The following is a 25,330-nucleotide window of genomic DNA, read 5'->3' as shown; positions in this document are numbered from 1 at the left end:
AAATTCGGGCAGTGGGCATTATGACGTGCCGGCAACCAATGGCAATGACACTGGTTATCAAATACTTATTTGCTGCATTAACCCTACGGTAGCTGGAAATACTCTTTACATCCTGTGCGAAAGTAACAAAAGCAGTAAATTTAAAGGATGTGGCATGTCACACCGTCGCACAGAGGCAGCAATATTTGCTCAGCCTGTTAAAATGCCCGCCCTTTTTACAAACGACCCCTGATCTCGTCATGTCCCGACTCAATCCCCGGCAGCAAGAAGCCGTGAGCTACGTCGGCGGCCCTCTATTGGTGCTCGCCGGCGCAGGCTCCGGCAAAACCAGCGTGATTACCCGCAAAATCGCGCACCTGATCCAGAACTGTGGCATCCGTGCCCAATACATCGTCGCCATGACCTTTACCAACAAAGCCGCCCGCGAGATGAAAGAGCGTGTCGGTACCCTGCTTAAAAAGGGTGAAGGCCGCGGCTTGACGGTGTGCACGTTCCACAACCTGGGCCTCAACATCATCCGCAAGGAGCACGCGCGGCTGGGCTATAAGCCCGGCTTCTCGATCTTTGACGAGGCTGACGTCAAGGCGCTGATGGCCGACATCATGCAAAAGGAATATTCGGGCGACGACGGGGTCGACGAAATCAAGAACATGATCGGCTCGTGGAAAAACGACCTGATCCTGCCGCCCCAGGCTCTGGAAAACGCGCGCAACCCCAAGGAGCAGACCGCAGCCATCGTCTACACCCACTACCAGCGCACGCTCAAGGCCTACAACGCGGTGGACTTTGACGACCTGATCCTGCTGCCGGTCAAGCTGTTCGAAGAACATGCCGACATTCTGGAAAAGTGGCAGAACAAGGTGCGTTACCTGCTGGTGGACGAATATCAGGACACCAACGCCAGTCAGTATCTGCTGGTTAAATACCTGATCGGCAAGCGCAACCAGTTCACCGTGGTAGGTGACGACGACCAGTCGATCTACGCCTGGCGCGGCGCTCGCCCGGAAAACCTGATGCTGCTCAAGGATGATTACCCGTCCTTGAAAGTGGTGATGCTGGAGCAAAACTACCGCTCCACCAGCCGTATTCTGCGCTGCGCCAATATCTTGATTGCCAACAACCCCCACGAGTTTGAAAAGCAGTTGTGGAGCGAGATGGGCCACGGCGACGAAGTGCGGGTGATCCGCTGCCGCAACGAAGACGCCGAAGCCGAGCGAGTGGCCGTCGAAATCCTCACCCTGCACCTGCGCACCGATCGACCGTACAGCGACTTCGCGATCCTGTACCGCGGGAACTATCAAGCCAAACTGATCGAATTGAAGCTGCAGCACCATCAGATCCCGTACCGTTTGTCGGGCGGCAACAGCTTCTTCGGACGTCAGGAAGTTAAAGACCTGATGGCTTACTTCCGCCTGATCGTAAACCCGGATGACGATAACGCCTTCCTGCGCGTAATCAACGTCCCACGTCGCGAGATCGGTTCGACTACCCTGGAAAAGCTGGGTAACTACGCGACCGAGCGAAAGATCTCGATGTATGCCGCCACCGATGAAATCGGCCTGGGCGAACATCTGGACGCACGCTTCACTGACCGCCTGGTACGTTTCAAGCGCTTTATGGACCGTGTACGTGAGCATTGCTCGGGCGAAGACCCGATTGCAGCGCTGCGCAGCATGATCATGGACATCGACTACGAAAACTGGCTGCGCACCAACAGCTCCAGCGACAAGGCGGCGGACTACCGCATGTCCAATGTCTGGTTTTTGGTCGAGGCGTTGAAAAACACCCTCGAAAAAGACGAAGACGGCGCCATGACCATCGAGGAAGCCATCGGCAAACTGGTGCTGCGCGACATGCTCGAGCGCCAACAGGAAGAGGAAGACGGTGCCGAAGGCGTGCAGATGATGACCTTGCACGCCTCCAAGGGTCTGGAATTTCCTTACGTGTTCATCATGGGCATGGAAGAAGAAATCCTCCCGCACCGCTCCAGCATTGAAGCAGACACCATTGAAGAAGAACGGCGCCTGGCCTATGTGGGCATTACCCGTGCCCGTGAGACGCTGGCATTCACCTTTGCCGCCAAGCGTAAACAGTACGGCGAGATCATTGACTGTGCGCCGAGCCGTTTCCTCGATGAGTTACCCCCGGACGATCTGGCCTGGGAAGGCAACGATGACACCCCCACCGAAGTTAAAGCGGTTCGCGGCAATACAGCACTGGCTGATATACGCGCGATGCTAAAACGCTAAAATCGACTATTTTTTACTCTACCTTCAGCGCAAAAGCGCTATTTGAGGACGTTACGTTGGAAGCACTGCACAAGAAAATTCGCGAAGAAGGCATCGTGCTTTCCGATCAGGTTTTGAAAGTCGACGCCTTTTTGAACCATCAGATCGATCCTCAGCTGATGAAGGAAATCGGCGACGAGTTCGCGCGTTTGTTCAAGGATTCGGGCATCACCAAGATCGTCACTATCGAAGCATCGGGTATCGCCCCTGCTGTGATGACTGGCTTGAACTTGGGTGTACCTGTGATTTTTGCGCGTAAGCACCAGTCCCTGACCCTGACTGAAAACCTGCTGTCGGCCACGGTGTATTCGTTCACCAAGCAGACTGAAAGCACCGTTGCGATTTCCCCGCGCCACCTGCAAAGCAGCGACCGCGTGCTGGTGATCGACGACTTCCTGGCCAATGGCAAGGCCTCGCAAGCGCTGATTTCGATCATCAAGCAAGCTGGCGCCACCGTGGCCGGTCTGGGCATCGTGATCGAGAAGTCGTTCCAGGGCGGCCGTGCCGAGCTGGATGCACAGGGCTACCGCGTTGAATCCCTGGCCCGGGTCAAATCCCTGGCGGGCGGTAAAGTGACCTTTATCGAGTAACCCTTTCAGTCCGTAGCAGCTGCCGAGGCACGAAGGCTGCGCCGCCGAACGCAGCCTGGCGGCAGCTGCTACGAAAGGCGCGTCAATTGCTTTTCGCGGTTGCCTGCAGCCCTGCCAGCAGCAAACGCTGGTACAGCTCATCGCGCAACCCGTCGGGTTGTGCGAGCTGCATGCGCTCCAGGTGTTCGGGGAATGCCTGGGGCGAAGGCGCGTCCAGCGTAGCCTTGCCCAGTTGGTACATCTGCGTGAGCTTGAATTTGCTTTTAAGCCAGTTCAACGCTCGCAGCAGGTCTTGCTCCTGCGCGCTGAAATCACTGCCCAGCGGGTATTCCGGGAACAAATGCGGGTGCCGGTCGGCGATCTCCTGCAAACGCTGCGGGCTGTTGTCGGCAAAACGTGGATCAAGGCGAAAGTCCTTGGGCAGCTTGCCCATCAGTTGTGCCTGGGTGGTCAGTTCGGTCTGGAAGCGCGAATCGGTGATGTTGAGCAGCGCCTCGATGACTTTGCTGTCGGTTTTGCCGCGCAAATCAGCAATCCCGTATTCGGTGACCACAATGTCGCGCAAATGCCGCGGGATGGTGCAGTGACCGTATTCCCAGACAATATTGGAACTTACATCACCGCCCGACTCTCGCCAGCTGCGCAACATGATTACCGAGCGTGCGTCATGCAGGGCATGGCCCTGGGCAACAAAGTTGTATTGCCCGCCGACCCCGCTCAGCACCCGGCCGTCTTCGAGCTGATCAGCCACGGCGGCACCGAGCAAGGTCACGGTGAATGCGCTGTTGACGAAGCGCGCATCACGCCGTTGCAGGCGTTTCAACTCTTCCTGGCCGTATAGTTCGTTGATATAGCTGATGGCGGTCATATTGAATTCAAGGCGCTTGCTGTGGGGCAACTCCCTTAGCCGCTGGTAAAAATCGCGGGGGCCTAGGATAAAACCGCCGTGGATGCTGACCCCGTCACCCTGCAAGCTTTCATCCAGGGTGCCCGCATTGGCCTGGGCTTGCCTGTCGGCATCGGGGTAGACCTTGCGTCGCACAATCCCGGCATCGGCCAGCACCATCAGGCCGTGGACAAACATCTCGCTGCAACCATACAGGCCCCGGGCAAATGGCTCGACGCCACCTTGTTGCTCGATCAGCGTGCGCCACTGGGTGATATCGATAGCGTCGAGCAGGTCGCGGTAGCCCTCGTTGTCACCCTGGCGTGCGAGCAGGGCTGCACTCAGGGCATCACCCATCGAGCCAATGCCGATCTGCAGGGTGCCGCCGTCGCGTATCAGGGTGCTGGCATGCAGGCCGATCATATGGTCTTGCAGATTGACCGGCATGCTGGGCGTTGAAAACAACGTAGTGTGCTCATCTTCGTCAATCAACAGATCAAAATCTTCGATACTCAGCTCCGAGTCGCCGGGCATATAAGGCAGGTCACCATGTACCTGGCCCAGTATCAGAATGGTCTCGCCCGCCGCACGCCGCTTGGCAATCATGGGCAACAAATCGAGGGTAATATCCGGGTTGCAGCTCAGGCTCAGACGCGCTGCATCCTCGGGGTGTCGAGCAACCAGTTGGGCCACCAGGTTCAGGCCGCTGGCATTGATGTCGCGGGCCGCGTGACTGTAATTGCTGCTGACGTAATCCTGCTGGGCAGGCGGGCTGTTGAGCAAACTGCCCGGCTGCAAAAAGAACTGCTCGACGTGGATGTTGGTGGGCATGCTGTTGTGAAGCAGGTCGGCCAGGTAATCCAGCTCAATGTAATCGCCAAATACCCGCTCGACAAAAGGCTCCAGAAACAACCGTTGCAGTCCGTCCCCAAGTGGGGGGCGGCCCAGACTCAAAGCGGTATAGATCGTCAGTTGGCGTTCGGGCAGCTGCCTGATCCGCTGATACAGCGCATTGACGAAGCGGTTGGCCTTGCCCAGGCCCAGCGGCAGGCCAAGGTGAATATGCATCGGTAATCGCGCCAGCACATCATCGACTGCGCGCTCGATCGAACAGGACTGCACCATCTGATCCTCCTTATCCAGTCTTGAATATAGACGTGATAGCGCAGAGGACGCGGACGAGCTCAAATTTCGGGCACAAAAAAGCCGCCCATCAGCGGCTTTTTCAGAGAAGGTCGGGTTATTTCAAACCGGACATTTTCTCGATGGCGCCTTTTAGCTCTTCATCGGTACAGGTCATGCAAGTGCCTTTTGGCGGCATGGCGTTGATACCGGTGATGGCTTTGGCCAGGATGCCATCAAGGCCGCCCTGATGATCGGCGCGCTCTTTCCAGGCCGCGGTGTCACCGATTTTCGGTGCGCCCAACAGGCCGGTGCCGTGGCATGCACTGCAATGCTTGGCAATAATGTCGTCGGGGGTCATGCCACCGCCGCCGCCCACCGAGGCTGCTACGTCCATCCCTTTGCATTCTTGCCCTTGAACACAGACCTTACCCACTGGCTCAAGACGTTTTGCGATGTCATCGTTCGTTGCTGCCTGAGCGTTGACTGCCCATAGGGCCACTACTGCTGCTGGTACGGCCAGCATTTTCATAATTAGGTTCACGCGTTCACCCTCAATGGTGGCTATTCACGCCCACAACCACGGTTTCGCGGGCGGCGAAAGTATAACGGTTAGCCCGCCTCTCTGAAACAACCCTAAAGACAAAGGGGGAATAGAGCTGGCGAAATGCATCTACGGGTGCCTCTGCAAGCAGACAGGGCGCCTCTGTTCTTAGAAATTCGCCGGGGTGGCTGCGCTGATTAGTCGCGCCGCGACGTCGAACGGATTACGAAAGCGGTGTGGTTTGGAGCTTTCGAAATAATAGCTGTCACCGGCTTCCAGCACGAAGGTCTCAAGACCCACGGTTAACTCTAGGCGACCTTCCACCAAAATCCCGGTTTCTTCGCCTTCATGAGTCAGCATTTCGTCCCCGGTATCGGCACCCGGTGGATAAATCTCGTTGAGAAAGGCAATGGCCCGGCTCGGATGTGCCTTGCCCACCAGTTTCATGGTCACCGCACCGTCGGAAATGTCGATCAGCTCATTGGCTTTGTAGACAATTTGAGTTGGGTTTTCTTGAAGGATTTCTTCGGAAAAAAACTCGACCATGGACATGGGGATGCCACTCAGCACTTTTCGCAGGGAGCTTATGGACGGGCTCACGCTGTTCTTTTCGATCATCGAAATGGTGCTGTTGGTGACGCCCGCGCGCTTGGCGAGTTCACGCTGCGACAGGCCTTTGAGTTTGCGGATGGATTGCAGTCGTTCACCGACGTCCAATGCGGGAGCCTCCTGGGGGTCAGATTCGGGTCGAGAAGCCGCCATCATGGCGATAGCGTTCAGTATTTACAACACTTCGACTTCAAACCCGGACGCCCATTCGCCCCTGCATATTGGATACAACCCATCAGTTACCGGAATAGAGCCGTGGAACGCGTTTGAGGTTGCAGAAAATCTGGTAAGGAATGGTATCTGCTGCAGTGGCCACTTCGCTGGCGAGAATGTTTTTACCCCACAACTCGACCGTCGAACCCAGGCCCGCTTGCGGCACATCGGTGAGGTCGATGCACAGCATGTCCATCGACACACGACCCAGCAACTGGCTGCGCACACCGTCCACAAATACCGGGGTACCGGTGGGAGCCTGGCGCGGGTAGCCGTCGGCATAACCCATGGCCACCACGCCGATTCGCATGGGTTTTGGGGTGATGAACCTGGCACCGTAGCCCACTGGCTCACCGGCGGGCAGTTCGCGCACGCAGATCACTTTGGACTCCAGGGTCATCACCGGTTGCAAGCGAGAGGCAGTGGCCTGTGGCTCGTCAAATGGCGAGCTGCCATACAACATCAAGCCCGGGCGTACCCAGTCACTTGGCACGCGTGGCCAGCCGAGTACGGCCGGCGAGTTGCGCAAGCTGATTTCTGCCGTCAAATCGGCGCGAGCGCCGAGGAACACAGCAACCTGCTCTACGCTTCGGGTGCAATCGAGCTCATCGGCGCGGGCAAAATGGCTCATCAGCACGATTTTCGCCACATTGGCACTGGCCTGCAGACGCTGGTAAGCGGCCTTGTAATCGTTGGGGTGCAAGCCAACGCGGTGCATGCCACTGTCCAGTTTCAGCCACACATGGATGGGTTTGGCGAGTCGGGCCTGCTCGATGGCATCAAGCTGCCACAGCGAATGCACCACACACCAAAAGTCATGTTCGACGATCAGTGGCAGTTCATCCGCTTCAAAAAAACCTTCCAGCAGCAGGATTGGCGCGCGAATACCGGCGGCGCGCAGTTCCAGTGCTTCTTCAATACAGGCCACGGCAAAACCGTCAGCCTCGGCCTCAAGAGCCTGGGCGCAGCGCACGGCACCGTGGCCGTAGGCATCGGCCTTGATCACAGCAAGGGCCTTGGCCCCCGTGACTTCACGGGCCAGTTGGTAATTGTGACGCAGGGCTTGGAGGTCGATCAGGGCACGGGCTGGGCGCATGGCGGCGGGCTTCTAACGGCAAAAGAATAAAAAACGGTGCACACCCGCAGCGTGAACTGCGTGCTGCACCGCAAGAGGGACTGTTACGTGATCAAAAAACTTACGGCAATGCTGCCACAACAGACAGTTCAACCAGGATTTCGGGCTCGCACAGCTTGGCCTCGACAGTTGCGCGGGCCGGCGCTACACCCTTGGGCAGCCATTGGTCCCAGACGCTGTTCATGCCGGCAAAGTCGGCATCGATGTCTTTGAGGTAGATAGTGACCGACAGGATACGGCTTTTATCGGAGCCCGCCAGGTCCAGCAAATGCTCGATATTGGCCAGTGTTTCACGGGTCTGTTGCTCGACCCCGGCGTTCATGTCGTCGCCGACTTGCCCGGACAGGTAGACAGTGCCGTTATGGGTAACGATCTGGCTCATGCGTTCATTGGTGAGCTGGCGCTGGATTGCCATGTTTTGCAGTCTCCTGGTGGTTGCCGTAGCGGGAAATATCAAGGCCTTCGGCGCTGATTTGCGGGGTCTTTTTGGCCATTACGTCCGCGAGGAAACGACCGGAACCGCAGGCCATGGTCCAACCCAGTGTGCCATGCCCGGTGTTCAGGAACAGGTTTTTGAACGGGGTTGCGCCTACAATCGGCGTGCCGTCCGGGGTGGTCGGGCGCAGGCCGGTCCAGAAACTGGCCTGGCTCAGATCACCGCCCTGAGGATAAAGGTCGTTGACGATCATCTCCAGGGTTTCGCGTCGGCGCGGGTTCAGCGACAGGTCAAAACCGGCGATTTCAGCCATGCCGCCAACGCGAATGCGGTTGTCGAAACGGGTGATCGCGACCTTGTAGGTCTCATCGAGAATGGTCGAGGTCGGTGCCATGTCCGAATTGGTAATCGGAATGGTCAGCGAGTAGCCCTTGAGCGGGTAAACCGGCGCCTTGATGCCCAGTGGCTTGAGCATTTGCGGCGAGTAGCTGCCCAGTGCCAGTACGTAACGATCGGCAGTTTCGAGTTTGCCGTCGATCATCACGCCATTGATGCGATCACCTGCGTAGTCCAGACGCTGGATATCCTGGCCGAAGCGGAACTCAACACCCAGGTTTTTGGCCATTTCAGCCAGGCGGGTGGTAAACATCTGACAGTCGCCAGTCTGGTCATTGGGCAGGCGCAGGGCGCCGGCCAAAATGTCGGTCACGCTGGCCAGTGCGGGCTCAACCCGGGCAATACCGGCACGGTCGAGCAGTTCGAACGGTACACCGGATTCTTTCAGGACAGCGATGTCCTTGGCGGCGCCATCGAGCTGGGCCTGAGTGCGGAACAGTTGTGTGGTGCCGAGGTTACGGGCTTCGTAGGCAATACCCGTTTCGGCGCGCAGTTCGTCGAGGCAGTCACGGCTGTACTCGGACAGGCGAACCATGCGCTCCTTGTTCACGGCATAGCGGCTGGCGGTGCAGTTGCGCAGCATCTGTGCCATCCACAGGTACTGATCAATGCTGGTCGTGGCCTTGATGGCCAGAGGTGCGTGGCGTTCGAGCAACCACTTGATCGCCTTGAGCGGCACGCCCGGTGCGGCCCACGGCGAAGCGTAGCCCGGGGACACCTGGCCCGCGTTGGCAAAGCTGGTTTCCATTGCAACGGCTGGCTGACGGTCCACGACAACCACATCAAAACCGGCTCGGGCCAGATAATAGGCGCTGGCAGTACCAATAACGCCGCCACCCAATACCATAACTCGCATATTCATTCCCTCATCGCGGCCAGCCGCAGACGTTTATTGTTCGATGCAAAGATGAGCGCAGTATATGAAGCATTGAGCAGTGGTATTCACTGTATAAGAAGCTATATTTGGCGACAATTCTCGGGCATAACCCTTTTCACGGAGGAGAATCTCCTATGCGTACAAATCATCAAACAAAGCGTGAATTGGACAAGATAGATCGCAACATTTTGCGCATCCTCCAGGTCGATGGCCGCATCTCGTTTACCGAGCTGGGAGAGAAGGTTGGGTTGTCGACCACTCCCTGTACAGAACGAGTGCGCAGGCTGGAACGTGAAGGGATCATCATGGGCTACAACGCCCGGCTGAACCCGCAACATTTACAGGGCAGCCTGCTGGTATTTGTGGAAATCAGCCTGGACTACAAATCAGGCGATACCTTTGATGAATTCCGACGCGCCGTGTTGAAGTTGCCCCATGTGCTGGAGTGTCATCTGGTGTCGGGGGACTTCGACTATCTGGTGAAGGCGCGGATCAGCGAGATGGCTTCTTACCGCAAGCTGCTGGGTGACATCTTGCTTAAGCTGCCCCACGTGCGTGAGTCCAAAAGCTATATCGTGATGGAAGAAGTCAAAGAGAGCCTGAATCTGCCGATTGCAGATTGACGGCTTTCCCTTAGAGGGGCTGCGCAGACCGGCTTTTGCCTTTAGTCCCCTCTCCCTCCGGGAGAGGGGCAGGGTGAGGGGGCTCTTGATCTAGACCAGCACCTGCCGCGTACTGGCGATGTACTCATGCACCAGCTTCTCTGCGCTGGGGTGAATCATCTCTACCGGGCGTCGACCGTTGGGGCACGGCAAGGTGGGGGTAGTGCCAAACAACCGACAGATCAATGGCCGCTCTTCATACACCGTGCAGCCATTGGGCCCCAGATGCACACAGTTCAGCTCATCCATTGCTGCTTCTTGTTCGGCAGCCGTCTTGCGCGGCAAGCGGGCCATTTCTTCGGATGAAGTGGTCACAGGCCCGCAGCAGTCATGGCAACCCGGCACGCATTCGAACGAGGGGATTTGCTGCCTGAGAAAGCGGATCTTGTGACTGTTACAGCTCATCCAGAACGTACCGATTGAGAAAAGGCCGCAGAGTCTGCCTGAAAACCCCTGCCCTAGACAGGGCCATTCGGCTGTTCTTGCCCCACGGGAATGGCACGGCTTATGCTCCGTCAAATTTTCCAAACATCAATAATCAGGATTACGCACATGAACGCCCCTGTTCAGCGCAGCCAGCACACCGCTTCTTATTACGCCGCCAGCAGCCTGCCACAACCCGATCATCCGGTGTTGCAGGGCGAGCTGGTGGCGGATGTGTGTGTGGTGGGCGGTGGCTTTTCCGGCCTGAATACGGCGCTGGAGCTGGCCGAGCGCGGCATGAGCGTGGTCTTGCTGGAAGCGCACAAAATCGGTTGGGGCGCCAGCGGGCGCAATGGCGGGCAACTGATTCGCGGGGTCGGCCATGGTGTTGAGCAGTTTGAAGGCATCATCGGCAAGGACGGTGTGCGGCAAATGAAGCTGATGGGGCTGGAGGCGGTGGAAATAGTGCGCCAGCGCGTCGAGCGTTTCAATATTGCCTGTGACCTGACCTGGGGCTATTGCGACCTGGCCAACAAACCCCGTGACCTTGAAGGTTTTGCTGAAGAGGCCCAGGAGCTGCGCGATCTGGGTTATCGCCATGAAACCCGTCTGTTGCAGGCCAACGAAGTGCACAGCGTGGTGGGTTCGGATCGGTATGTCGGCGGCTTTGTCGATATGGGCTCGGGCCATTTGCACCCGCTGAATCTGGCGCTGGGCGAAGCAGCGGCCGCTGCGCAACTGGGTGTAAAGCTGTTTGAAAACTCCGCAGTAACCCGCATCGATTATGGCCCTGAAGTACGGGTGCACACGGCCCAGGGCTCAGTGCGGGCCAAAAGTCTGGTACTGGGCTGCAACGCCTATCTCAAGGACCTCAACCCGCAACTAAGCGGCAAAGTGCTGCCTGCGGGCAGCTACATCATTGCCACCGAGCCGTTGAGCGAAGCCCGGGCTCACGCCTTGCTGCCACAGAACATGGCCGTGTGCGACCAGCGCGTGGCGCTGGACTACTACCGTCTTTCGGCAGATCGGCGTCTGTTATTCGGTGGGGCCTGTCATTATTCTGGGCGGGATCCGCATGATATTGCCGCGTACATGCGTCCTAAAATGCTCGAGGTGTTCCCGCATCTTAAAGACGTGAAAATCGACTACCAGTGGGGCGGCATGATCGGCATTGGTGCCAACCGCCTGCCGCAGATCGGCCGCCTGCAAGAGCATCCCAATGTGTATTACGCCCAGGCGTATTCAGGGCACGGGGTTAACGCAACCCACCTGGCGGGCAAGTTGCTGGCCGAAGCTATCAGTGGCCAGCACAGTGACGGTTTTGATCTGTTTGCCAAGGTCCCGCATATCACCTTCCCGGGTGGCAAATACCTGCGTTCGCCATTGCTGGCGCTGGGGATGCTGTGGCACCGGTTAAAAGAGCTGCGCTGATTCAAACCTGTAGCCGCTGCCGCAGGTTTGGTTACGAACGCCAAAATGGCTTGCAGCCTTCCTGCCGGGCCATTTCGCGGGTCAACCCCACATCGCGCAGCTGCTGTTCGTCCAGGTTCAGCAGCATCCGGCGGCTGCGAGCACGGTGGCAGAACAGCCCCCACACCCCAAGACCGGCCGGGGTGCTGGTGACTTGACGGGCTTCATGCTCAGCCAGTAATTGTTGGCTGTGCAGCGTCAGGCGCACATCGCTCAAACCATTCATCAGACAGCTCCTTTTGACTCGATTGCCATGAGTCAGCATGATGGCCGTGCGCTGGAAACCATGACAGATTCAGCAAAGTCTTTTTAAATACATACAGATCTGCCATTTCAGGCGCTGAATCCTTGGTTTACGCCCCATCTGTACTGGTCCACCCTTCGGGAGTTCTGCCATGACCCTTTATGTCAACCTCGCCGACCTGCTCGGTACGCGCATCGAGCAGGGCTTTTATCGCCCTGGCGACCGTTTGCCGTCGGTGCGGGCGCTAAGCGCCGAGCATGGTGTGAGCCTGAGTACGGTGCAGCAGGCGTATCGCTTGCTGGAGGACAATGGCCTGGCGTCGCCGCGGCCCAAGTCCGGGTACTTCGTGCCGATGGAGCGTGAGCTGCCCGCCCTGCCGGGCATGGGTAAACCTGCCCAGCGACCCGTGGAAATTTCACAGTGGGAGCAAGTGCTGGAACTGGTTCGCTCAGTGCCGCAAAAGGACGTGATCCAGTTGGGGCGCGGCATGCCGGACGTCACCACGCCAACCATCAAGCCGCTGTTGCGCAGCCTGGCGCAGATCAGCCGGCGCCTGGACTTGCCCGGTCTGTATTACGACAACGTCTACGGGGTACTCGGCCTGCGCGAGCAGGTGGCGCGGTTGTTGCTCGATTCGGGCTGCCAGTTGGGCGCAGAAGATCTGGTAATCACCACCGGCTGCCATGAGGCCTTGTCGTGCAGTATTCGAGCCGTGTGCGAACCGGGGGATATCGTCGCGGTCGACTCGCCAAGCTTTCATGGCGCCATGCAAACCCTCAAAGGCCTGGGGATGAAGGCCCTGGAGATCCCTACCGATCCGCTGACCGGCATCAGCCTCGAAGCCCTGGAACTGGCCCTGGAACAGTGGCCGATCAAGGCTATCCAGCTCACCCCCAGTTGCAACAACCCACTGGGCTACATCATGCCCGAAGCCCGCAAGCGGGCGCTGGTGACCCTGGCCCAGCGTTTTGATGTGGCGATCATAGAAGACGATGTGTATGGCGAATTGGCCTACACCTACCCTCGCCCGCGAACCATCAAGTCCTTCGACGATGACGGTCGTGTCCTGCTGTGCAGTTCATTCTCCAAAACCCTGGCCCCCGGCTTGCGCGTTGGCTGGGTGGCGCCGGGGCGTTATCTGGAGCGGGTGCTGCACATGAAATACATCAGCACCGGCTCTTGCGCACCGCAGCCGCAACTGGCGGTTGCCGACTTCCTGAAAAACGGTCATTTCGAGCCGCACCTGCGCAAAATGCGCAGCCAATACCAGCGCAATCGCGACCTGATGCTGGGCTGGATCAGCCGCTACTTTCCGCCCGGCACCCGTGCCAGCAGGCCCCAGGGCAGCTTTATGCTGTGGCTTGAGCTGCCTGACGGCTTCGACAGCCTGCGCCTCAACCGCATGTTGCTGGACCAGGGCGTGCAGATCGCGGTGGGCAGTATTTTTTCGGCTTCGGGCAAGTACCGTAATTGCTTGCGCATGAACTACGCTGCAAAGCCTACGCCGCAGATCGAAGAAGCGGTGCGCAAAGTGGGTATGGCAGCCAGTAAACTGCTGGCAGATACCGTTTAACTCCAGTGACGTCTGGCCCGAGGCTTTACCCGTTGAAATCACTTTGCGCATTGTTTTTAGTCGTCTTGCTGGGAGGCTGTGCCACGTTGGACGTACCCCGTGAACCCACCCAGGCGTTACCCGCCGCAGACTCGGCCTTTGGCCGCTCGATCCAGGCCCAGGCCGCGCCGTATCAAGGTCGCTCGGGGTTCAGGCTGCTGCCCAACAGCGGCGAAGCCTTCAGGGCCCGGGCCGAGTTGATTCGCAACGCGCAAACCAGCCTCGACCTGCAGTACTACATCGTCCACGACGGCTTGAGTACGCGCATGCTGATTGACGAATTGCTCAAGGCCGCAGATCGCGGCGTGCGTGTGCGCATCCTGCTCGATGACACCGCCAGTGATGGCCTGGACGATATCCTGGCCACCCTCGCCGCTCATCCCAATATCCAGATTCGCCTGTTCAACCCCCTGCAACTGGGCCGTGGAACGGGTGTAACCCGGGCGATGGGAAGGCTGTTCAACCTCTCGCGCCAGCACCGGCGCATGCACAACAAACTCTGGCTGGCCGATAACAGTGCGGCGATCGTGGGCGGGCGCAATCTGGGCGATGAGTACTTCGATGCCAAACCGGAGCTGAATTTTACCGATATCGACCTGCTTGGCGTCGGCCCGGTGGCCGAGCAGTTGGGGCACAGCTTCGATCAGTACTGGAACAGTGCCCTGAGCCAGCCGATTGGTGATTTTGTCTCCTCGCAACTCTCTGAGCAGGAGCTGGGCAAGGCGCGCAAACAACTGGAGACCTCGCTCAAGCGTGCGCAGCAACGCAACCCGGCGCTCTATCAGGAGCTGGCCTCATACGAAACCCGCCCGCAGCTCGACGTGTGGCGCAAGGAGCTGATCTGGGCCTGGAATCAGGCGCTGTGGGATGCCCCGAGCAAGGTGCTGGCCCGGGATGAGCCTGACCCGCATCTACTGCTGACCACACAACTGGCGCCGGAGCTGGTAGGCGTTAATCAGGAGCTGATTCTGGTTTCAGCCTACTTTGTGCCGGGTGAAACCGGGTTGGTGTACCTCACGGGCCGCGCCGATGCCGGGGTCGATGTACGTTTATTGACCAACTCCCTGGAGGCTACAGACGTGCCCGTGGTGCATGGCGGTTATGCACCCTATCGCAAGGCGCTGCTGGAGCATGGGGTCAAACTCTTCGAATTGCGCCGCCAGCCGGGCAGCAGCGGTGGCAGTGGCCCGCACTGGTTCAAGCCCGGGATGAGTTCGGATTCGAGCCTGCACAGCAAGGCGATGATCTTTGATCGGCAAAAATCCTTTATCGGTTCATTCAATTTCGATCCGCGCTCAGGCTTGTGGAACACCGAAGTCGGCGTGCTGGTGGACAGCCCCGAGCTGGCCGCCGAGGCCCGCAAACTGGCGTTGCAGGGCATGGCCCCGGCCTTGAGCTATGAGCCGAAACTGGAGCAGGGCAAGATGGTCTGGGTGACCGAAGACAATGGCCAGTTGCACACCTTGCATCATGAACCGGGCAACTGGTGGCGCCGGCTCAATGCCTGGTTCAGCAAAAGTGTGGGGCTGGAAAAAATGCTCTGATTGGCGGCTGCCCTCTCCCCAACCCTCTCCCGGAGGGAGAGGGCGCTGATCGACGGCGATTCTATAGACGTATGCGACCAGCACGGCGAAACAAGTCGCCCAACGCATGTCTGTGCTCCAATTATGTGGTGTAAAAACCATTGTGGGAGCGGGCTTGCTCGCGATGAAGGCACCGCGGTCTGTCAATCAGACCCGGTGCTGTCATCGCGGGCAAGCCCGCTCCCACAGGGTGTTGCGTTTAGAGGATTACAGCTTGATCCAGGTGGACTTCAGCTCGGTGTATTTATCAAACGCGTGCAGAGACTTGTCACGGCCGTTGCCCGACTGTTTGAAGCCACCAAACGGCGCGGTCATGTCGCCGCCATCGTATTGGTTGACCCATACGCTACCGGCGCGCAGGGCCTTGGCGGTCAGGTGAGCCTTGGAGATATCGGCCGTCCAGACGGCTGCCGCCAGGCCGTATGGCGTGTCGTTGGCAATCTTGATGGCCTCTTCGGCACTGTCGAAGGTGATAACCGACAATACCGGGCCGAAGATTTCTTCCTGGGCGATTTTCATCGCATTGCTGACGCCGTCGAAAATGGTCGGTTCAACGTAGGTGCCGCCGGTTTCTTGCAGAATTTGATTACCGCCTGCTACCAGTTTTGCGCCTTCGCTATGGCCGGACTTGATGTACGACAGCACGGTGTTCATTTGCTGGGTATCCACCAGCGCGCCCACGGTGGTTTCCGGGTCCAGCGGGTTGCCGGGCTTCCAGCCCTTGAGGGCGTCGATCACCAGCGGCAGGAATTTGTCCTTGATCGAGCGCTCCACCAGCAGGCGCGAACCCGCAGTGCAAACTTCACCCTGGTTAAAGGCAATGGCGCTGGCAGCGGCTTCGGCAGCCGCTTGCAGATCCGGCGCATCAGCGAAAACGATGTTCGGGCTCTTGCCACCGGCCTCAAGCCAGATGCGCTTCATGTTGGACTCGCCAGCGTAGATCATCAGCTGCTTGGCGATTTTGGTCGAACCGGTAAACACCAGCGTATCGACGTCCATATGCAGGGCCAGCGCCTTGCCGACCGTGTGGCCGTAGCCTGGCAGCACGTTGAAGACGCCCGCTGGAATGCCGGCTTCAACGGCCAGCGCAGCGATACGGATAGCCGTCAGAGGGGACTTTTCGGACGGCTTGAGGATGACCGAGTTACCAGTCGACAGGGCCGGGCCCAGTTTCCAGCAGGCCATCATCAGCGGGAAGTTCCACGGCACAATGGCAGCGACAACGCCCACCGGCTCGCGGGTTACCAAGCCCAGTTGGTCGTGCGGGGTGGCGGCGACTTCGTCGTAGATCTTGTCGATGGCCTCGCCGCTCCAGCTCAGCGCGCCGGCAGCACCGGGCACATCGATGTGCAGGGAGTCACTGATCGGCTTGCCCATGTCCAGGGTTTCAAGCAGGGCCAGTTCTTCAGCGTTTTGCTTGAGCAGGCCGGCAAAGCGGATCATTGCGGCTTTGCGCTTGGCCGGAGCCAGGCGGGACCAGACGCCGGACTCGAACGTCTTGCGGGCCACTTCCACGGCGCGCTGGGCGTCAGCGCTGTCGCAGCTGGCAACCTTACCCAGCAAACGGCCATCGACCGGGCTCAGACACTCGAACGTTTCATTGGAGACCGCATCGGTGTATTCACCGTTGATGAAGGCGCGACCTTCGATTTTCAGCTGTTGGGCCCGTTGTTCCCAGTCAGCACGCGTCAGGGTGGTCATTCGAGTGTCCTCCTCTTGTTGAAATGGAAGCGCCACCCTAAACCAGTGGCCCTGGAACTTTCAATATATTTGACACAGGTGGCGTAAACACCATGGCTTGTTCGTTTTAATAAACATAGACTTTAATTTTGCTGACCACACATGCCGCAATTTCGGGGGGATAACAAAGATGAGCATCGCAAGCGTAGTCGACTTCAGCACTGCCAATACCCAGGCTGAACGTTTTAGCCCGGCCCCGGAAAAGGTGCTTAAAGGCAACCCTGAGCAAGTTATCCACAACCACTACGACAGCCCCTGTGGGCAAATGAACGCCGGGGTGTGGGAAGGAGCTGTGGGCCAGTGGACCGTCAATTACACCGAGCACGAATACTGCGAGATCGTGCAGGGCGTTTCCGTTTTGCGTGACCATGAAGGTAACGCCAAGACCCTGCGCGCCGGCGATCGCTTTGTCATCCCAGCGGGATTCAAAGGGACATGGGAAGTGCTGGAGCCCTGTCGGAAAATTTACGTAGTCTTTGAGAGCAAGGCCTGAGACAGCTGATCCAGAGCCTTCAACAAGCCCTGCCACGCTTTGATGGCGGGGCTTTTTTATGCCTGCCCTCCAGGGCTACAGGCTACAAATTCAGAAATACGTCGCCAGCGCCCTTCGCGTCAATGTGAGCCAGTCTTGGGAGAACGCCGGGCACTTAAGGAATGAGCAGGCCCGCAGCGTTATTTCATTTATCTGAAAACAGGGAAGCCCCATGTCCAGTCTGAATACTTTGAAACGCCTGTTGTTGACCACCAGCGTCCTGCTGGGGTTTTGCTCCATGCCCGCGATGGCTGAGGAGGACGGCAAGTGCAAAACGGTTGCGATCAATTTTCTGGTTGCGCCTGAGGCGACGCCTGCTTTGCTGGAGATGCTGCGCCGGGAGTCCGGGGCAACCGAGTTGCGTGTCGAGAGGCCGGGCATAGGCTACACCCGAGAGCACAACGCAGACCGCCTTCGCGTGGTCGTCGACGAAAACAACCTTATGCAGAGCTATATGTGCGGCTAAGGCTGACAAACGCGCACAAAAAAGGCCCGTATCGTGAGATATGGGCCTTTTTCGTAAGAAGAAAAACCAATTACTTGATTTTGGCTTCTTTGTAGATCACGTGCTTGCGAACCCGCGGATCGAATTTTTTGATTTCGATTTTGTCCGGAGTGGTGCGCTTGTTCTTATCAGTGGTGTAGAAATGGCCTGTACCAGCGCTCGACACCAAACGGATCAATTCACGCATGATTAGCTCCCTTAGATCTTGCCAGCACGGCGGATTTCGGCCAGCACGACAGTGATGCCACGCTTGTCGATGATACGCATGCCTTTAGCAGATACGCGCAGACGTACGAAACGTTTCTCTTCTTCAACCCAGAAGCGGTGATGCTGCAGGTTCGGCAGGAAACGACGACGGGTTTTGTTATTTGCGTGGGAAATGTTATTCCCAGTCACCGGACCCTTACCGGTAACTTGACAGACTCTCGACATGCCTCAGCCCTCTAAAACCACATGCCCAACCCGGCATGGGTTGGCCGCTTAATCTCTCAGTCATGGCGCCAGGCGCCGCGTTTCTTTAAGGGTCTTACCGGCTACACCTACAAACGCAGGAACCGGGCCCCTAGAAAAGAGCGCTGCTTTATACCAGAAAGACTAAAGAGCAACAACAAGCAGTGTGATTTGGTGTAATTAATGAAGCCGCCATTTTAACGCCAATCCGCGCGGCGTCTATGCCTTGTGGCGTTTTACCGCTCGTCGCTGGGTGAAAGGTATCGGGGGCTGGTGCCCGCTCGTAGCCGCTGCCGAAGGCTGCGATCGAGCACGTAGTGGTCGCCTTTTCACGCTTGCTCAAGGCCCTGGAAGCCCTTTCCCGGCCTGCGACAGCGACTACAGGATGTCGAATGCCATTAAAAAGTGGTCATTTGAGTACCAGAACACTAGGGTAAGACTTTTCCAGACTGCACTTGCAGATGGGCCTTATCGACTTGTACAGGAAACAGATCATGCGCCTCGCTGCCGTCCCCTTTTTGCTCACCTTTTGCCTGAGCCCGCTCGTACACGCGGCCACCTTGAGCGTTTGCACCGAGGCCAGCCCTGAAGGGTTCGACGTTGTGCAGTACAACTCGCTCAGTACCACCAATGCCTCGGCAGACGTGCTGATGAACCGCCTGCTGGACTTTGACGCTAAAGCCGCGAAGCTGGTGCCTTCACTGGCGCAAAGCTGGTCAGTGTCCCCTGAAGGTCTTGTGTACGATTTCAAGCTGCGCCCCGGGATCAAGTTCCACAGCACGCCTTATTTTTCCCCAAGCCGTGAGTTGAATGCCGATGACGTACGTTTCAGCTTCGAACGCATGCTTGACCCTGCCAACCCATGGCACAAGGTGGCGCAAAGCGGTTTTCCCCACGCACAATCCTTGCAGTTGCCTGAGCTGATCAAAAAAATTGAAACTCCGGATCCGCTGACCGTGCGCTTCACCCTGAGTCGCCCTGATTCGACCTTTTTGCCAGCGCTGAGCATGGGCTTTGCCTCGATCTACTCGGCCGAATATGCCGACAAGCTGATGAAAGCAGGCACACCGGAGCTGATGAACAGCCAGCCGATAGGTACCGGGCCTTTTGTATTCAACCGTTTCCAGAAAGACGCGGTGGTGCGCTACAAGGCCAACCCGGACTACTTTGCCGGCAAGCCAGCCGTTGACGGGCTGATTTTTGCCATCACCCCGGACGCCAACGTGCGGCTGCAAAAATTGCGTCGCAATGAATGCCAGATTGCTCTCTCGCCCAAGCCGCTGGACGTCGCAGCTGCCGCCAAGGATCCAGCGCTGGCTGTAGCGCAGACCCCGGCCTTCATGACCGCGTTTGTGGCCATCAATAGCCAGCATCCACCGCTGGATAAACCCGAGGTACGTCAGGCCATCAATCTGGCTTTCGACAAGGACACTTATCTCAAGGCCGTGTTTGAAAACAGCGCCCAAGCGGCCAACGGTATTTACCCGGCGACCACCTGGAGTTATGCCAAAGACTTGCCGGGCTATGCCCACAATCCGCAAAAAGCCCGTGAATTGCTGGCCAGGGCGGGTCTGAAAAACGGCTTCAAAACCACGATCTGGACGCGCCCGACAGGCAGCGTGCTCAATCCCAACCCGAGCCTGGGCGCGCAGTTGCTGCAAGCCGACCTGGCCAAGGTGGGTGTGCAGGCCGATATCCGGGTGATCGAATGGGGCGAGCTGATCCGTCGCGCCAAGGCTGGCGAGCATGACCTGCTGTTTATGGGCTGGGCAGGCGATAACGGTGACCCGGACAACTTCCTCACGCCGCAGTTTTCCTGTGCGGCAGTGAAATCCGGAACCAACTTTGCGCGTTATTGCGACAAGGCGCTGGACGGTTTGATCAGCCAGGGCAAAACCCTGACCGATCAGGACAAACGCAGTGCTTTGTATCAAAAGGCGCAAGCGCAGATCCAGCAACAGGCACTGTGGCTACCGCTGGCCCATCCAACGGCCTACGCACTGACCCGTAAAGACGTACAGGGATATCAGGTGAGTCCGTTTGGGCGTCAAGACTTTTCAACAGTCAGCGTTAAGCCCTGAGCCTTACATCCAGCCGCGCTCGACCATTGAAAGCGGCTGGCCGTCACCGACTATAAAATGATCCAGCACCCGCACTTCGATCAGATCAAGCGCCTGGATCAGGCGCTTGGTCAACGTGCGGTCAGCCTGGCTGGGGTCGCTGATGCCCGAGGGATGGTTGTGGCAGAAAATCACCGCTGCCGCATTGTGCGCCAGGGCACGCTTGACCACCTGGCGCGGGTAGACACTGGCGCTGTCTATCGAGCCCCTGAACAGCACCTCGAAGGCCAGCATGCGGTGCCTGGAGTCCAGAAACAGGCAGCCGAAGGCTTCGTGTGGCTCATGACGCAGCAATGACTTGAGATAATCCCGAACGACTTGCGGGCTCTCCAGCGCGCTGTCGCGGCGCAAGCGTTCGGCCAGGTGGCGGCGGCTCATTTCGAGTACGGCCTGCAACTGGCTGAACTTGGCCGGGCCCAGCCCGAGCGGGAGACAGAATGCGCGCAGATCGGCTTCGAGCAAGGCCCGCAGGCTGCCAAACTCGCTGAGCAGATGGCGCGCCAGATCGACTGCACTTTTGCCCGAAACCCCGGTGCGCAAGAAGATTGCCAGCAGTTCGGCGTCTGAAAGACTGCCTGATCCGTGCTGCAAAAGCTTCTCCCGCGGGCGCTCCGCCGCAGGCCAATCTCGAATGCTCATAACACCTCCTTGTAAATGGGCGCCGCTGTTCCCTGGCAGGCGCTGTGTTATCTTAGCCCATCATTTTTGCGCGGCATTTGGCCATTTTCTGCGCAGTCATCATCGAACTAAAAGGCAGGCCTATGCAGCGGCTGTATCGAAAACGCATTGTTTTGGGCGTCGGCGGCGGCATCGCGGCTTACAAGAGTGCAGAGCTGGTTCGCCGTCTACTGGACCAAGGCGCGGAAGTAAGGGTTGTCATGACCCGTGGCGGCAGCGAATTCATCACGCCTCTGACCATGCAGGCGTTGTCCGGGCACCCCGTTCATCTGGATTTGCTCGACCCTGCGGCTGAAGCGGCCATGGGGCATATCGAGCTGGCCAAGTGGGCCGACCTGGTACTGATTGCACCTGCAACCGCTGACCTGATTGCCCGCCTTGCCCAAGGCCTGGCCAATGACCTGCTGACCACCCTGGTGCTCGCCACGGATGCCACGGTTGCCATCGCTCCGGCGATGAACCAGGCCATGTGGCGCGACCCGGCTACCCAGGCCAATACCCGGTTGCTCGAAAGCCGCGGCCTGCGCGTGTTTGGCCCGGCCTCCGGAAGCCAGGCCTGTGGCGACGTGGGCTTTGGCCGCATGCTCGAGGCGGATGATCTGGTGAGCTGCGCCGCCGAGTGTTTTCAGCGTCAGGTGCTAACCGGCAAGCACGTGCTGATCACCGCAGGCCCTACCCAGGAAAACATCGACCCGGTGCGCTACATCACCAACCACAGCTCCGGAAAAATGGGCTTCGCCCTGGCTGAAGCAGCAGTGGAAGCCGGCGCCCGTGTGACCCTGATTACCGGCCCGGTACACCTGCCGACCCCGGATCGCGTGACCCGTATCGACGTGGTCAGTGCCCGTGACATGCTCGCAGCCTGTGAGGCGGCGATCCCCTGTGACGTGTTTATAGCGTCTGCTGCTGTTGCAGACTACCGCCCGGAAGTCATTGCCCCGCAAAAACTAAAGAAAGACCCTACCAAGGGTGACGGCCTGTTGCTGCAAATGGTGCGCAATCCAGACATTCTGGCCACTATCGCTTCACGCCCTGATCGCCCTTTCAGTGTCGGCTTTGCCGCAGAAACCGAGAACTTGCTCGATTACGCTGCGCGCAAGCTCAAAGACAAAAACCTCGACCTGATTGTCGCCAATGATGTGGCCAACCCCAGCATCGGTTTCAACAGCGAAGAGAACGCCTGCAGCGTGATCGATCGCGAACTGCACGCCACCGTATTTGCCCAGACCAGCAAGGGCAAGATTGCCCGCCAGCTGGTCACTTTTATCGCCGAACGTCTGAACCAGGTTTAACTCGTATGCACGCTTTGCAAGCCAAAATCCTCGACCCTCGCATTGGTAACGAATTCCCGCTGCCGCAGTACGCCACTCCTGGCTCTGCCGGCCTGGACCTGCGCGCCATGCTTAAAGAAGACACCGTTCTGGAGCCGGGCCAGACACTGCTGATCCCCACCGGCCTGTCGGTGTACATCGGCGACCCGGGCCTTGCCGCCCTGATCCTGCCGCGCTCGGGCCTGGGCCATAAGCACGGTATCGTACTGGGGAACCTGGTCGGCCTTATCGACTCTGACTATCAAGGCGAACTGATGGTGTCGTGCTGGAACCGTGGCCAGACCGCCTTCAACATCACCATCGGCGAGCGTATCGCTCAACTGGTGTTGGTGCCGGTAGTGCAGGCGCACTTTGAGCTGGTCGAAGAGTTCGACGAAAGCCAGCGTGGCGCTGGCGGTTTTGGCCACTCCGGCAAGCTCTGATTTGTATTTCAAGGCCAGGCGTCCTGCCTGGCCTTTTGCCCCCTCCTGAATCCTCTGAGCGTGGAGCCCCCTGCAATGAGTAACCCCGCTTCGGTTCCGCCGATACTGCCTGACAGCATTTTCCGCGCCTATGACATTCGCGGTGTGGTGCCACAAACCCTGAACGCTGAAACCGCGTACTGGATCGGCCGTGCCGTCGGTGCCGAGAGCTTGGCCAAGGGTGAGCCCCATGTGTCGGTAGGTCGGGACGGGCGTCTGTCGGGCCCTGAGTTGGTCGAACGGCTGATTCAGGGCGTGGCTGACAGTGGCTGCCAGGTTAGCGATGTAGGGCTGGTGCCGACCCCTGCGCTGTATTACGCCACGCATGTGCTGGCAGGCAAGTCGGGGGTAATGCTCACGGGCAGCCATAACCCGCCGGACTACAACGGTTTCAAGATCGTGATCGCGGGCGATACGCTGGCTGATGAGCAGATCAAGGCTCTGCATACGCGGCTCAAGGTCAATGACCTGACCTGGGGCGAAGGGCATATAGAACGTGTAGATATTTTGCCCCTCTATGCCGAAGTGATTACCCGCGATATCAAGCTGGCCAAGCGCTTGAAGGTAGTTGTGGACTGCGGAAACGGCGTGGCCGGAGTCATCGCGCCTCAGTTGATTGAAGCTTTGGGCTGTGATGTGACCGGCATTTTTTGCGAGGTGAACGGCAATTTCCCCAACCATCACCCCGACCCGAGCAAGCCGGAAAACCTCGTGGATTTGATCGCCAAGGTCAAAGAAACCAATGCCGACATAGGGCTTGCCTTTGATGGCGATGCTGATCGCGTGGGTGTCGTGACCAACACTGGCACCATGATCTTTGCAGACCACTTACTGATGCTGTTCGCACAGGATGTAATGGAGCGCAACCCGGGTGCCGAGATCATCTTCGATGTGAAATGCACCCGTCGCCTGATCCCGCTCATCAAGGAATTCGGTGGCCGACCATTGATGTGGAAGACCGGTCATTCGCTGATGAAAAAGAAAATGAAAGAAACCGGCGCCCTGCTGGCTGGCGAAATGAGCGGGCATATCTTTTTCAAAGAGCGCTGGTTCGGTTTTGACGACGGTATCTACAGCGCTGCGCGCCTGCTGGAGATCCTCAGCAAGCGTCAGGCAACCGCTGAAGAGCTGTTTGAGACCTTCCCGAACGATATTTCTACGCCTGAAATCAATATCGATGTGACGGACGAGAGCAAATTCAGCATCATTGAGGCTCTGCACGATGCTCAATGGGGCGAGGCCGCCGAGTTGACCTCCATTGATGGTGTGCGGGTTGACTACCCTCATGGCTGGGGCCTGGTTCGCGCCTCCAACACCACGCCGGTGCTGGTGCTGCGATTCGAGGCCGAAACAGAGGCCGAACTGCAACGCATCAAGGATGTCTTTCACGCTCAATTGAAGCGTGTGGCACCTGATCTCCAACTACCGTTTTGATCGACTTGTTCTACCGGAGCCCTGAATGACCCTCGAACGTGATGCCGCCTCCAACGTCGCCAAGGTTTTGTCCGAAGCGCTGCCCTACATTCGCCGTTACGTCGGCAAGACGCTGGTGATCAAGTACGGCGGCAACGCTATGGAGAACGATGACCTGAAAACCGGCTTTGCCCGTGACATCGTGCTGATGAAGGCCGTGGGTATCAACCCGGTCGTGGTCCACGGTGGCGGCCCGCAAATCGGTGATCTGCTCAAGCGTTTATCCATCGAGAGCCATTTTATCGACGGCATGCGCGTGACCGACTCGCAAACCATGGATGTGGTGGAAATGGTGCTGGGCGGCCATGTGAACAAGGAAATCGTCAACCTGATCAACCGCCACGGCGGCAGTGCCATCGGCCTGACCGGTAAGGACGCGACGCTGATTCGCGCCAAAAAGATGGTCGTGACCCGTCAGACGCCGGAAATGACCAAGCCGGAAATCATCGACTTCGGTCATGTGGGCGAGGTCATCGACATCAATACCGACCTGCTGCACATGTTGACCAAGGGTGATTTCATCCCGGTTATCGCGCCAATCGGTGTGGGCGCCAATGGCGAATCCTACAACATCAACGCCGACCTGGTGGCGGGCAAGGTTGCCGAAGCCCTCAAGGCCGAGAAACTGATGCTGCTGACCAACATCGCCGGCTTGATGGACAAGGAGGGCAAGGTGCTGACCGGCCTGACTACCGCTCAGGTGGATGACCTGATCGCCGACGGCACCATTTATGGTGGCATGCTGCCAAAAATCCGCTGCGCGCTGGAAGCCGTGCAAGGTGGCGTGACCACGGCGCATATCGTCGACGGTCGCGTGCCGAATGCCGTACTGCTGGAAATCTTCACCGATACCGGTGTGGGTACGCTGATTACCAACAGCAAACCGGCTTAAGCAGAACCAAAAAAAGCCCCGCCCGGAGTGATCCGGGCGGGGCTTTTTGATGGGCGAG

General features: G+C 58.3%; 24 protein-coding genes and 1 pseudogene. 13 read left to right on the top strand and 12 right to left on the bottom strand.

Annotated features, from left to right (window positions below; all coding sequences use genetic code 11):
- Positions 1 to 239 precede the first annotated feature (239 nt).
- Positions 240 to 2,249, top strand: coding sequence for a DNA helicase Rep (gene rep, locus V6L81_RS04165; protein ID WP_016782673.1), 2,010 nt, complete (start codon positions 240 to 242; stop codon positions 2,247 to 2,249).
- 56 nt (positions 2,250 to 2,305) lie between these two features.
- Positions 2,306 to 2,878: a xanthine phosphoribosyltransferase gene (locus tag V6L81_RS04160; protein ID WP_016782674.1), complete on the top strand. Its 573-nt coding sequence runs from the start codon at positions 2,306 to 2,308 to the stop codon at positions 2,876 to 2,878.
- An 82-nt stretch (positions 2,879 to 2,960) separates the two neighbouring features.
- On the opposite strand, the gene V6L81_RS04155 is transcribed toward V6L81_RS04160, so the two are convergent.
- The 6 genes from V6L81_RS04155 to dadA form a co-directional block, all read right to left on the bottom strand.
- Positions 2,961 to 4,889 (bottom strand): acetyl-CoA hydrolase/transferase C-terminal domain-containing protein, encoded by a 1,929-nt coding sequence (locus V6L81_RS04155; protein WP_338660495.1) that lies wholly within the window; start codon positions 4,887 to 4,889, stop codon positions 2,961 to 2,963.
- Between the two features lie 115 nt (positions 4,890 to 5,004).
- Positions 5,005 to 5,418, bottom strand: coding sequence for a cytochrome c5 family protein (locus tag V6L81_RS04150; RefSeq protein WP_094999735.1), 414 nt, complete (start codon positions 5,416 to 5,418; stop codon positions 5,005 to 5,007).
- A 180-nt stretch (positions 5,419 to 5,598) separates the two neighbouring features.
- On the bottom strand, positions 5,599 to 6,147 hold the full coding sequence (locus tag V6L81_RS04145; RefSeq protein ID WP_016782677.1) for a cupin domain-containing protein: 549 nt from the start codon (positions 6,145 to 6,147) through the stop codon (positions 5,599 to 5,601).
- Between the two features lie 127 nt (positions 6,148 to 6,274).
- Entirely contained in the window at positions 6,275 to 7,348 is a 1,074-nt protein-coding gene (gene alr, locus V6L81_RS04140; RefSeq protein WP_094999734.1) for an alanine racemase, read from the bottom strand.
- Between the two features lie 100 nt (positions 7,349 to 7,448).
- On the bottom strand, positions 7,449 to 7,802 hold the full coding sequence (locus tag V6L81_RS04135) for a RidA family protein (RefSeq protein WP_094999733.1): 354 nt from the start codon (positions 7,800 to 7,802) through the stop codon (positions 7,449 to 7,451).
- The gene (gene dadA / locus V6L81_RS04130) at positions 7,774 to 9,075 is read right to left on the bottom strand and encodes a D-amino acid dehydrogenase (RefSeq protein ID WP_029611630.1); all 1,302 of its coding nucleotides are present in this window, start codon (positions 9,073 to 9,075) and stop codon (positions 7,774 to 7,776) included. The genes V6L81_RS04135 and dadA overlap by 29 nt, the downstream gene beginning before the upstream one ends.
- Before the next feature lie 155 nt (positions 9,076 to 9,230).
- Between dadA and V6L81_RS04125 the strand changes: the two genes are divergently transcribed.
- Positions 9,231 to 9,719, top strand: a complete 489-nt coding sequence (locus tag V6L81_RS04125; RefSeq protein ID WP_016782681.1) for an Lrp/AsnC ligand binding domain-containing protein — start codon at positions 9,231 to 9,233, stop codon at positions 9,717 to 9,719.
- Between the two features lie 90 nt (positions 9,720 to 9,809).
- Here V6L81_RS04125 and V6L81_RS04120 read toward each other — a convergent pair whose 3' ends face one another.
- The gene (locus V6L81_RS04120) at positions 9,810 to 10,163 is read right to left on the bottom strand and encodes a YkgJ family cysteine cluster protein (protein WP_003437837.1); all 354 of its coding nucleotides are present in this window, start codon (positions 10,161 to 10,163) and stop codon (positions 9,810 to 9,812) included.
- Between the two features lie 147 nt (positions 10,164 to 10,310).
- On the opposite strand from V6L81_RS04120, the gene V6L81_RS04115 reads away from it, so the two are divergent.
- Positions 10,311 to 11,612: an FAD-binding oxidoreductase gene (locus V6L81_RS04115; protein WP_338660494.1), complete on the top strand. Its 1,302-nt coding sequence runs from the start codon at positions 10,311 to 10,313 to the stop codon at positions 11,610 to 11,612.
- Positions 11,613 to 11,643: 31 nt separating this feature from the next.
- On the opposite strand, the gene V6L81_RS04110 is transcribed toward V6L81_RS04115, so the two are convergent.
- Positions 11,644 to 11,877 carry a DUF1127 domain-containing protein gene (locus V6L81_RS04110; protein WP_094999731.1) on the bottom strand — a complete coding sequence of 78 codons (234 nt, stop codon included), beginning with the start codon at positions 11,875 to 11,877 and terminating at the stop codon, positions 11,644 to 11,646.
- Positions 11,878 to 12,046: 169 nt separating this feature from the next.
- Between V6L81_RS04110 and V6L81_RS04105 the strand changes: the two genes are divergently transcribed.
- Positions 12,047 to 13,468: a PLP-dependent aminotransferase family protein gene (locus V6L81_RS04105; RefSeq protein ID WP_094999730.1), complete on the top strand. Its 1,422-nt coding sequence runs from the start codon at positions 12,047 to 12,049 to the stop codon at positions 13,466 to 13,468.
- Positions 13,469 to 13,500: 32 nt separating this feature from the next.
- Positions 13,501 to 15,051: a phospholipase D family protein gene (locus V6L81_RS04100; protein WP_095017866.1), complete on the top strand. Its 1,551-nt coding sequence runs from the start codon at positions 13,501 to 13,503 to the stop codon at positions 15,049 to 15,051.
- Between the two features lie 246 nt (positions 15,052 to 15,297).
- Here the strand turns inward: V6L81_RS04100 and V6L81_RS04095 are convergent, their stop codons facing one another.
- Positions 15,298 to 16,791: an aldehyde dehydrogenase gene (locus V6L81_RS04095; protein ID WP_094999728.1), complete on the bottom strand. Its 1,494-nt coding sequence runs from the start codon at positions 16,789 to 16,791 to the stop codon at positions 15,298 to 15,300.
- Positions 16,792 to 16,960: 169 nt separating this feature from the next.
- Between V6L81_RS04095 and V6L81_RS04090 the strand changes: the two genes are divergently transcribed.
- Entirely contained in the window at positions 16,961 to 17,323 is a 363-nt protein-coding gene (locus V6L81_RS04090) for a cupin domain-containing protein (RefSeq protein ID WP_094999727.1), read from the top strand.
- A 211-nt stretch (positions 17,324 to 17,534) separates the two neighbouring features.
- The gene (locus V6L81_RS04085) at positions 17,535 to 17,828 is read left to right on the top strand and encodes an I78 family peptidase inhibitor (protein ID WP_094999726.1); all 294 of its coding nucleotides are present in this window, start codon (positions 17,535 to 17,537) and stop codon (positions 17,826 to 17,828) included.
- 70 nt (positions 17,829 to 17,898) lie between these two features.
- Here V6L81_RS04085 and rpmG read toward each other — a convergent pair whose 3' ends face one another.
- Both rpmG and rpmB read right to left on the bottom strand, forming a co-directional pair.
- Positions 17,899 to 18,054 carry a 50S ribosomal protein L33 gene (gene rpmG, locus V6L81_RS04080; protein WP_003437824.1) on the bottom strand — a complete coding sequence of 52 codons (156 nt, stop codon included), beginning with the start codon at positions 18,052 to 18,054 and terminating at the stop codon, positions 17,899 to 17,901.
- Between the two features lie 11 nt (positions 18,055 to 18,065).
- Complete coding sequence (gene rpmB / locus V6L81_RS04075) at positions 18,066 to 18,299, bottom strand: 50S ribosomal protein L28 (protein ID WP_019410280.1); 234 nt, start codon at positions 18,297 to 18,299, stop codon at positions 18,066 to 18,068.
- Positions 18,300 to 18,811: 512 nt separating this feature from the next.
- Between rpmB and V6L81_RS04070 the strand changes: the two genes are divergently transcribed.
- Complete coding sequence (locus V6L81_RS04070; protein WP_130872185.1) at positions 18,812 to 20,398, top strand: ABC transporter substrate-binding protein; 1,587 nt, start codon at positions 18,812 to 18,814, stop codon at positions 20,396 to 20,398.
- A gap of 3 nt (positions 20,399 to 20,401) precedes the next feature.
- Here V6L81_RS04070 and radC read toward each other — a convergent pair whose 3' ends face one another.
- Positions 20,402 to 21,076, bottom strand: coding sequence for a DNA repair protein RadC (gene radC / locus V6L81_RS04065; RefSeq protein WP_095017867.1), 675 nt, complete (start codon positions 21,074 to 21,076; stop codon positions 20,402 to 20,404).
- A gap of 122 nt (positions 21,077 to 21,198) precedes the next feature.
- On the opposite strand from radC, the gene coaBC reads away from it, so the two are divergent.
- The 4 genes and pseudogenes from coaBC to argB all read left to right on the top strand — a co-directional run bounded on the left by coaBC (position 21,199) and on the right by argB (position 25,272).
- A complete protein-coding gene (gene coaBC / locus V6L81_RS04060) occupies positions 21,199 to 22,407 on the top strand; it encodes a bifunctional phosphopantothenoylcysteine decarboxylase/phosphopantothenate--cysteine ligase CoaBC (RefSeq protein WP_094999723.1) in 1,209 nt (402 codons plus the stop codon).
- Positions 22,408 to 22,412: 5 nt separating this feature from the next.
- Positions 22,413 to 22,868, top strand: a complete 456-nt coding sequence (gene dut / locus V6L81_RS04055) for a dUTP diphosphatase (RefSeq protein WP_016782694.1) — start codon at positions 22,413 to 22,415, stop codon at positions 22,866 to 22,868.
- A gap of 63 nt (positions 22,869 to 22,931) precedes the next feature.
- Positions 22,932 to 24,341 (top strand): annotated as a pseudogene (locus V6L81_RS04050) (phosphomannomutase/phosphoglucomutase); the annotation flags it as partial.
- Positions 24,342 to 24,366: 25 nt separating this feature from the next.
- Positions 24,367 to 25,272: an acetylglutamate kinase gene (gene argB, locus V6L81_RS04045; RefSeq protein WP_016782696.1), complete on the top strand. Its 906-nt coding sequence runs from the start codon at positions 24,367 to 24,369 to the stop codon at positions 25,270 to 25,272.
- Positions 25,273 to 25,330: the final 58 nt, after the last annotated feature.

Source organism: Pseudomonas bubulae (assembly GCF_037023725.1).
Classification (GTDB): Bacteria; Pseudomonadota; Gammaproteobacteria; order Pseudomonadales; family Pseudomonadaceae; genus Aquipseudomonas; species Aquipseudomonas bubulae.
Note: the sequence above shows the minus strand (reverse complement) of the source record. Positions and strands in the feature narration are given on the sequence as shown.